This is a genomic window from Streptomyces palmae (assembly GCF_004684805.1).
Lineage (GTDB): Bacteria > Actinomycetota > Actinomycetes > Streptomycetales > Streptomycetaceae > Streptomyces > Streptomyces palmae.
In genome coordinates this window covers 1-8178 of sequence record NZ_SRID01000319.1, presented here as the reverse complement: position 1 = coordinate 8178, position 8178 = coordinate 1, and the positions used below count along the sequence as shown (strand labels likewise).

General features: G+C 69.4%; 8 protein-coding genes and 1 tRNA gene. 3 read left to right on the top strand and 6 right to left on the bottom strand.

All coding sequences use genetic code 11. From position 1 onward, the window contains the following. Both E4099_RS25270 and pyk read left to right on the top strand, forming a co-directional pair. Nucleotides 1–672, top strand: a 672-nt coding sequence (locus tag E4099_RS25270; RefSeq protein ID WP_135341421.1) for an SIMPL domain-containing protein, incomplete at its 5' end; no start/stop codon positions are given. A gap of 145 nt (nucleotides 673–817) precedes the next feature. Then, nucleotides 818–2251 (top strand): pyruvate kinase, encoded by a 1434-nt coding sequence (gene pyk / locus E4099_RS25265; RefSeq protein WP_135341420.1) that lies wholly within the window; start codon nucleotides 818–820, stop codon nucleotides 2249–2251. A gap of 44 nt (nucleotides 2252–2295) precedes the next feature. On the opposite strand, the gene E4099_RS25260 is transcribed toward pyk, so the two are convergent. Both E4099_RS25260 and E4099_RS25255 read right to left on the bottom strand, forming a co-directional pair. Beyond that, nucleotides 2296–3066, bottom strand: coding sequence for a helix-turn-helix domain-containing protein (locus tag E4099_RS25260; RefSeq protein ID WP_135341419.1), 771 nt, complete (start codon nucleotides 3064–3066; stop codon nucleotides 2296–2298). Nucleotides 3067–3177: 111 nt separating this feature from the next. Then, nucleotides 3178–3252, bottom strand: a tRNA-Leu gene (locus E4099_RS25255). A gap of 97 nt (nucleotides 3253–3349) precedes the next feature. Here E4099_RS25255 and E4099_RS25250 point away from each other — a divergent pair. Then, complete coding sequence (locus E4099_RS25250) at nucleotides 3350–3988, top strand: ANTAR domain-containing response regulator (RefSeq protein ID WP_135341418.1); 639 nt, start codon at nucleotides 3350–3352, stop codon at nucleotides 3986–3988. A gap of 173 nt (nucleotides 3989–4161) precedes the next feature. Here E4099_RS25250 and E4099_RS25245 read toward each other — a convergent pair whose 3' ends face one another. From E4099_RS25245 to E4099_RS25230, 4 genes are all read right to left on the bottom strand, one after another. Further along, the gene (locus tag E4099_RS25245; protein ID WP_135341417.1) at nucleotides 4162–4878 is read right to left on the bottom strand and encodes an ABC transporter ATP-binding protein; all 717 of its coding nucleotides are present in this window, start codon (nucleotides 4876–4878) and stop codon (nucleotides 4162–4164) included. After that, nucleotides 4875–5777, bottom strand: coding sequence for an ABC transporter ATP-binding protein (locus E4099_RS25240; protein ID WP_135341416.1), 903 nt, complete (start codon nucleotides 5775–5777; stop codon nucleotides 4875–4877). Before E4099_RS25240 ends, E4099_RS25245 begins: the two co-directional genes overlap by 4 nt. A gap of 6 nt (nucleotides 5778–5783) precedes the next feature. Beyond that, nucleotides 5784–7532: a branched-chain amino acid ABC transporter permease gene (locus E4099_RS25235; protein WP_135341415.1), complete on the bottom strand. Its 1749-nt coding sequence runs from the start codon at nucleotides 7530–7532 to the stop codon at nucleotides 5784–5786. Between the two features lie 13 nt (nucleotides 7533–7545). Continuing rightward, a partial coding sequence (locus E4099_RS25230; protein WP_135341414.1) for a branched-chain amino acid ABC transporter permease occupies nucleotides 7546–8178 on the bottom strand: 633 nt, incomplete at its 5' end.

The following is an 8178-nucleotide window of genomic DNA, read 5'->3' as shown; positions in this document are numbered from 1 at the left end:
CACCAGCCCTACGGCACCCCCGACGCCCCCCAGGTCTCCGTCCGCGGCGAGGCCCGGCACGAGGCCGACCCCGAGATCGCCCGGATATCCATCACCGTCAACGCCCGCGGCACCGACCGGCGCACCGCCCTCACCGACCTCACCACCCGCAACCACCAGGTCCTCGAACTCGTCAAGAGCTACCCCGACGCCGTCGAGAAACTGGAGACCGGGGCGTTCAGCATCGTCCCGCAACTCGCCAAGGGCCGCGCCGAACGCGTCCGCTCCTACCTCGGCACCGTCCACATCACCGCCACCCTCACCGACTTCACCGCCCTCGGAGAACTCGTCACCCGCCTCGCCGACCTCGACCTCACCACCGTCTCCGGCCCCTGGTGGGCGCTGCGCCCCGACTCCCCGGCCCACCGCGAGGCCCGCCGCCGGGCCGTCCACGACGCCGTACAGCGCGCCCGCGAATACGCCGAAGCCCTCGGCGCCCGGCCCCTGGCCCTCCTGGAACTCACCGACCAGGACGCGGACCACCGCCCCCCGATGCCCATGGCCCCGGGCGGCGCCCGCTACCGAGGCGCCGCGGCCCACGACGCCCCCGAGGCACTCGACCTCGAACCACGCCGCCAGACCGTGTACGCCCATGTCAACGCGCGCTTCACCATCACCCGCCCCGAACTGTGAGCAGACCCGGCCCGACACGGTCCCACCGCTCACCGGAGCAAGCCCCCGCACGTTCCACTGGTCGTCAACATCCCTTCACCGGAAGGCCGTTGGGCAGTCGGGGTGAGCCACCTCCCTACCAGTCGGTAGGTCATAGGGTCGAACCATGCGCCGAGCAAAAATCGTCTGCACACTTGGACCAGCCACCGACTCGTACGAGCAGATCAAGGCACTCGTCGAAGCCGGAATGGACATCGCACGCCTCAACCTCAGCCACGGCACCTACGCCGAGCACGAGGAGCGGTACCGCCGAGTGCGCAAGGCCTCCGCCGAGACCGGCCGCAGCGTCGGCATCCTCGCCGACCTTCAGGGCCCGAAGATCCGCCTGGGTCGGTTCAGCGAAGGCCCGGTACTCCTCGAACGCGGCGACGAGTTCACCATCACCGTCGAGAAGGTCGAGGGCGACCAGCACCGCTGCGGCACCACCTACCCCGGCCTCGCCGCCGACGTCAGCAAGGGCGAGCGCATCCTCGTCGACGACGGCCGGGTGACCCTGGAGGTCGTCGACGTCGACGGGCCCCGCGTCAACACCATCGTCATCGAAAGCGGCATGGTCTCCGACCACAAGGGCCTCAACCTCCCCGGAGTCGCCGTCTCCGTCCCCGCCCTCTCCGAGAAGGACATCGAGGACCTGCGCTGGGCGCTGCGCACCGGCGCCGACATCATCGCTCTCTCCTTCGTCCGCAACGCCGACGACATCACCGACGTGCACCGCGTCATGGACGAGGAATGCCGGCGGCTCCCGGTCATCGCCAAGATCGAGAAGCCGCAGGCGGTCCGGAACCTCGACGCCATCGTGGACGCCTTCGACGGCATCATGGTCGCGCGCGGCGACCTGGGCGTCGAAATGCCCCTGGAACAGGTGCCGATCGTGCAGAAGCGGGCCATCAAACTCGCCAAGCGCAATGCCAAACCGGTCATCGTGGCGACCCAGATGCTCGACTCGATGATCGAGAACTCCCGCCCCACCCGCGCCGAGGCCTCGGACGTCGCCAACGCCGTCATCGACGGCACCGACGCGGTAATGCTCTCCGGTGAGACCAGCGTGGGCACCTACCCCGTGGACACGGTCAAGACCATGAGCCGCATCCTCGCCGCGGCCGAGGAGGACATCCTGGCCAAGGGCCTGCCCCCGCTCACCGAACGCAGCAAGCCCCGCACCCAGGCCGGTGCCGTCGCCCGCGCCGCCGCCGAGATCGGCGACTTCCTCGGGGCCAACTTCCTGGTCGCCTTCACCCAGAGCGGCGACACCGTCCGCCGCCTGTCCCGCTACCGCTCGCCCATCCCCCTGCTCGCCTTCACCCCGGAACCGGCCACCCGCTCCCAGCTCAACCTGACCTGGGGCGTGGAGACCTTCCTGGGCCCCAAGGTGGACACCACCGACGAGATGGTCCGACAGGTGGACGAGGAACTCCTGCGCATCGGCCGCTGCCGCAAGGGCGACACCGTGATCATCACCGCCGGCTCCCCGCCCGGCGTCCCCGGCTCCACCAACCTGGTCCGGGTGCACCACATCGGCGAGGGCGACACCATCCTCTGACGCCACCCGGCCCACCGCCGTGCCCCCGCCACCCGAGCGGGGGTTCAGTGTTTGGGGCCGACGTGGATGTCCATCAACGCGACGGAGCCGCGCCGTGCCACCGAGACGTTGTACGGATCCGTCCCTCGGCGGGTGATCCGCCACTCCACCCCGACCCGGTCCAGCGCGGCGCAGTACAGCTGCCGGATGTCGGCCGACTTGTTGGTGAAGAAGTACCGCGGATACTCGTACCGCTTCCGCTCGCCCCCGACGACGCGCGTGGTCCAGTTGGTGATCCGGCAGCCATCGGAATGCACCAGGCCGCGGATGAACTCCCAGGGATGGGCGTCGACGAGCTCCTGCTGCCACGGCTGAAGGACGATGGGGCGCTCGTGCTTCTTGCCGGGGCCGTGTTGAGGGAAGAGGCATGGCCAGTGCTTGCTGCTGCTGGTCACCATCACGCAGCCCTGGCTTCGGGCGAAGCAGACGCTGTTCTGCGGGCGGACGGATCGGACCGCCCGGGCGCAGGCGTCCACCAGACCGGGCCAGGCCGCGGCGCAGGCGATGCGCAGTGCGTACACCCCTCGTCTGCCGCTGCTGATACAGCCGTCGCCGAGGTAGAGGCCCAGCAGGTAGACGTACGCGGCCGGTTCGTCCGGCAAGGTGGGGGGAGCGGCGCACCGCTGGCATTCGGCGGCCCGGGAGACCGGCTCGGCCCGGGTCGTCCAGTCACGGATGGCCGAGCGGGATATGCCGGTTTCCCGGCTGATCGAATTGAGACTGCGGCCTTGGCCGACGAGTGTGAGGACGCGCTCGCGGATATGCGTGGGGTACACGAGTGCGATCTTGGTCGCACTTCTGGCGTGGTGCGGCGGATTGAAGGATTGTTCACCGCAGGGAGTGAAGAACCAATGACTCCTGAGAGACCTTGGAATCAAAGGAAAAAGTGCCCCGGGTCGGACTCGAACCGACACTGTATGGGTTTTGAATCCATTGCCTGCTGCCAATTGGGCTACCGGGGCCTTGCAGATCGAAGGTTGGAGACCACCCTTCGTGAGCCAACCTTACAACAGCTGGGTAGGCTCGTGGTGCCCCACCTGCCCAGAAGCGAGGAGCACAGTGAGCACCGCTGACGCCCCCGACGCGCAGCCGCACGTCCCCCCGCAGACCACCCGTGTCGTCATCGCCGAGGACGAGGCGCTGATCCGCCTTGATCTCAAGGAGATGCTCGAAGAAGAGGGGTATACCGTCGTCGGCGAGGCGGGCGATGGTGAGACGGCCGTCGCGCTGGCCCGGGAGCACCGGCCGGATCTGGTGATCCTCGATGTGAAGATGCCGGTCCTGGACGGGATCTCCGCGGCCGAGCGGATCGCCGAGGAGAGCATCGCTCCGGTGCTGATGCTCACCGCCTTCTCGCAGCGCGACCTGGTGGAGCGGGCCCGGGACGCGGGGGCGATGGCCTATCTGGTGAAGCCGTTCAGCAAGAGCGACGTGGTGCCCGCGATCGAGATGGCGGTCTCCCGGTTCGCCGAGCTGAAGGCGTTGGAGCAGGAGGTCGCCGACCTCGCGCAGCGGCTGGAGACCCGCAAGCTGGTGGACCGGGCCAAGAGCGTGCTGCAGACCCAGTACGGGCTGACCGAGCCGGCCGCGTTCCGCTGGATCCAGAAGACCTCCATGGACCGCCGGCTGTCGATGCGGCAGGTCGCCGAGGCGGTCATCGAGGACGCCGAGGAGAAGAAGGCGGCAAAGGAGCAGTAGCGGCGCACGCCGTACGGCCGAAGGGCCCGCGGTACCGGTCGGCCGGTACCGCGGGCCCTTCGCATGGGGCGGGGTCGAGCGCGGCGGGGCGGCGGCCGCGTACGCGTACGCGTACGCCCCAGGGGAACCGGGGCCCGCGCGCGCCCCGGCCGGTGTCCCGTGCGGGCCGCCGCTCAGTCCTCGCCCAGGTAGGCCTTGCGCACGGATTCGTCGTGCAGCAGGGACTGGCCGGTGCCGGACAGGACGATCTTGCCGATCTCCATCACATGCCCCTGGTCGGCCAGCGCGAGCGCGGCCTGCGCGTTCTGCTCGACCAGCAGGATGGTGGTGCCCTGGGCCTTGAGCTCGGCGATGGTGGCCATGATCTTCTGCATCATGATCGGCGAGAGGCCCATGGAGGGCTCGTCCAGCATCAGCAGTTTGGGGCGGGACATCAGCGCCCTGCCCATGGCGAGCATCTGCTGCTCGCCGCCGGAGAGGGTGCCGGCGGCCTGGGTGCGGCGCTCCCCCAGGATCGGGAAGAGTTCGTAGGCCCGCTCGATGTCCTTGGCGATGCCCTCGGTGTCCTTGCGGAGGAAGGCGCCGAGCTGGAGGTTCTCCGCGATGCTGAGCCGGGGGAAGATATGGCGCCCCTCGGGCGAGTGGGCCAGGCCGAGCGCGACGATCTTGTGTGCCGGGACCCCGGTGAGCGGCTTGCCGTCGAAGACCACCGTGCCGCCGAGCGGCTTGAGCAGCCCGGAGAGGGTGCGCAGGGTGGTGGTCTTGCCGGCGCCGTTGGTGCCGATGAGGGTGACGACCTGGCCGGCCTCCACGCTGAACGAGATGCCCTTGACGGCCTCGATCTTGCCGTAGGCGACGCGGAGGTCCTCGACCTCCAGGAGTGCGGTCACTGCTCGTCCTCCGTTGCTGCGGTGCTGTTCTGCCCGGGGTGGGCGTCCGCCGCGTCGGCATCGCCGCTGGTGCCGGTCTCGGGTTCGGCCGTGTCCGGGGTGGGCTCGAAGGGGGTGCCGAGGTAGGCGGCGATGACGCGTTCGTCGGCCTGGACCACCTCTGCGGTGCCTTCGATGAGTTTCTCGCCCTGGACGAGGACGGCGACCCGGTCGGAGAGGTTGAAGATGAAGCGCATGTCGTGCTCGATGACCAGGACGGCGATGCCTCGGTCGCGGATGGCGAAGACCAGTTCCTCGGTGGCCCGGGTCTCCTGGGGGTTCATGCCGGCGGTGGGCTCGTCGAGGAGGAGCAGGCCGGGGTCGCTGGCGAGGGCGCGGGCGATCTCCAGCTTGCGTTGTTCGCCGTAGGGGAGGTTGCGGGAGAGGTGGTCCGCCTTGTGGGCGAGGCCGGTGAACTCCAGGAGTTCCATGGCGCGTTCGCGGGAGGCTTCCTCGGCGCGCTTGAATCCGGGGCCGCGCAGCAGGGCGGACCAGAGTCCCTCTTTGGTGCGGGTGTGCCGTCCGACCAGGACGTTCTCCAGGACGGTCATGTTGGCGAAGAGCCGGATGTTCTGGAAGGTGCGGGCGATGCCGGCCTGGGTGACCAGGTGGGGTTTGGGGGGCAGCACGGTGCCCTGGTAGGCGACGGTGCCCTGGGTGGGTATGTAGAGGCCGGTGAGGCAGTTGAAGAAGGTGGTCTTGCCGGCGCCGTTGGGGCCGATGAGTCCGACGATCTCGCCGGGGTGTACGGCGAGGTCGACCGAGCGTACGGCGGTGAGTCCGCCGAAGCGCATGGTGACGCCGGTGGCCTGGAGGATGGGGGTGGTGCCGGTGCTGGGGGTGGCCTTGGTTTCGGTCATGTCAGGTCACGCCTCCGCCTTGGTGACGCCGACGGCGGGTGGGTCGATGCCCCGGGCGGGCGCGTCGGGCTGGTCTTGTTCTGGTTCGTGGAATTCGAGCTGCTGCCGCCGGTTGGGGATGAGTCCTTCGGGGCGGAAGCGCATCAGCAGGATGAGCGCGACGCCGAAGGCGAGCAGCTGGTAGTCCTGGAGGAAGGTGAGCTTCTCCGGGATGAGGAAGAGGAGCGCCGCGCCGACCAGGGGGCCGCTGATGGTGCCCATGCCGCCGAGGATGACGGCGGCGAGCAGGAAGGCGGAGTTGGGGGCGACGGGCCCGGAGAAGACGTACTGCTCGGGTACGACGGTGTACTGGGTGTGGGCCCATACGGTGCCGGCGATGCCGGCGAGGGTGGCGCCGAGGGCGAAGGCGATGAGTTTGAGGCGGAAGCCGTTGATGCCCATGGCGGTGGCCGCGGTCTCGTCCTCGCGGATGGCGACCCAGGCGCGGCCGATGCGGGAGTTCCCGGCGCGGCTGAAGACGAGGACGACCAGGACGGTGAAGAGCAGCATCAGCAGGTAGTAGTTGGCGAAGGAGCCGAGCCGGAAGCCGCCGATGGTGTGTTCCGCGCCGAAGTCGTAGCCGAACATGTGCAGGTCGGGGATGTTGGGGATGCCGTCGGGTCCGTTGGTGACCTTGGGGCCTGAGCTGCCGTCGAGGTTGTTGACGGCGATGCGGAAGATCTCTCCGAAGCCGAGGGTGACGATGGCGAGGTAGTCGCCGCGGAGCCGGAGGGTGGGGGCGCCGATGAGGACGCCGAAGATGAGGGCGACCAGTGCGCCGGTGGGGACGGCCGCCCAGAAGGGGAAGTGGATGTCCAGGGTGGAGGCGGCGGATCCGGAGACCAGGGCGGCGGTGTAGGCGCCGACGCCGAGGAAGGCGACGTATCCGAGGTCGAGCAGGCCGGCGAGGCCGACGACGACGTTCAGGCCGAGGGCGACGGTGGCGAAGATCAGGATGTTGACGCCGAGCTGGAGGTACTGGTCGTCGCTCTGGGTGAAGGGGAAGGCCGCGGCGGTGAGGAAGGCGGCGGTGACGGTGCTGGTCTGGTGGTTGCGGGTGAGGGCGGAGAGTCGGGCGGCGAGGCCGGACTTGAGGAGGGTGGCGGCGCCGAAGCCGACGGTGATCAGGTAGCCGACGAACTCCTCGCTGTCGTCGTCGTCGATGTCGATGCCGTAGGTGAGGATCTGGAGGGCGGCGGCGAAGACGGCGACGATGATCAGGATTTCGAGCCAGCTCGCCAGTGCCTTGGGGCGTTTGGCCGGCCGGGTGTCGTCGGGGATGAGGAAGGAGAGGGCGGCGGGTATGGCGGAGGTGGCCGCCGCGACGTAGCCGCCGGGTTCGAGGTTGACCAGTCCGCCGAGGTCGACGGTGATGGCGATGACGGTGAACCAGGTGGTGGCGAAGGTGCCGAGGGCGGCGAGCCGGAGTGCCTGGGTGGAGCCGGCCGGGGTGAGCCAGCGCAGCCCGGTGAGACCGAGGGCGGACAGGGCGATCAGGGTGGTGACGAGACCGCCGATGAGGGTGAGGATCTGGAGGCCGCCGGGGTAGCCGTAGATGGTGAGGTCGCCGGGGAATTCGGCGGTCCAGGTCCAGGCGAGCAGGGTGCTGGCGGCGGTGGCGAGGCCGCCGGCGGCGGCGAGGGCGCGCCAGCGCAGGGTGCTGAGGGGGCGCCAGCGGTCGGTGGGTGCGGTGGGGCTGGTGGTGTCGGTGCTCATGTGCGTCCCTCCCTCAGGCCCGGTCCGCTACGCGTTCGCCGAGCAGGCCTTGTGGTCTGACCAGCAGGACGACGATGAGCAGGGTGAAGGCCCAGACGTCTTTCCAGGCGCCGCCGCCGAGTTGGTGCATTCCGGGGATGTCCTCGATGTAGCGGATGGCGAGGGCTTCGGCGAGGCCGAGGACGACGCCGCCGAGCATGGCGCCGTAGATGTTGCCGATGCCGCCGAGGACGGCCGCGGTGAAGGCCTTGAGGCCGGCGATGAAGCCCATTTCGAAGTTGATCTGGCCGTACTTGAGGCCGTGGGCGGTGGCGGCCACGGCGGCGAAGGCGCCGCCGATGGCGAAGGCCATGACGATGATGCGGTCGGTGTCGATGCCCATGAGCTTGGCGGTGTCGGGGTCCTGGGCGGTGGCCTGCATGGCGCGGCCGGTGCGGCTCTTGGAGACGAACATGCCGAGGGCGAACATGCACAGGGGGGCGGCGATGAGGAGGAAGAGGTCGCCGCGCTGGATGCTCAGGTTGTCGAGGACCTTGAAGGACTCGCCCTCGAACTGGGGGAAGGAGCGGGGCTTCTTGGCGTCCGGGTAGAAGGCCCAGACGACCTGCTGCAGCGCGATGGACAGGCCGATGGCGGTGATCAGGGG

What these genes read in the sequence shown, in the direction of transcription:
- E4099_RS25240 (WP_135341416.1), bottom strand. Translation starts at nt 5,777, where the DNA reads ATGACCGAAACCAAGGCCACCCCCAGCACCGGCACCACCCCCATCCTC.
- E4099_RS25235 (WP_135341415.1), bottom strand. Translation starts at nt 7,532, where the DNA reads ATGAGCACCGACACCACCAGCCCCACCGCACCCACCGACCGCTGGCGC.
- pyk (WP_135341420.1), top strand. Translation starts at nt 818, where the DNA reads ATGCGCCGAGCAAAAATCGTCTGCACACTTGGACCAGCCACCGACTCG.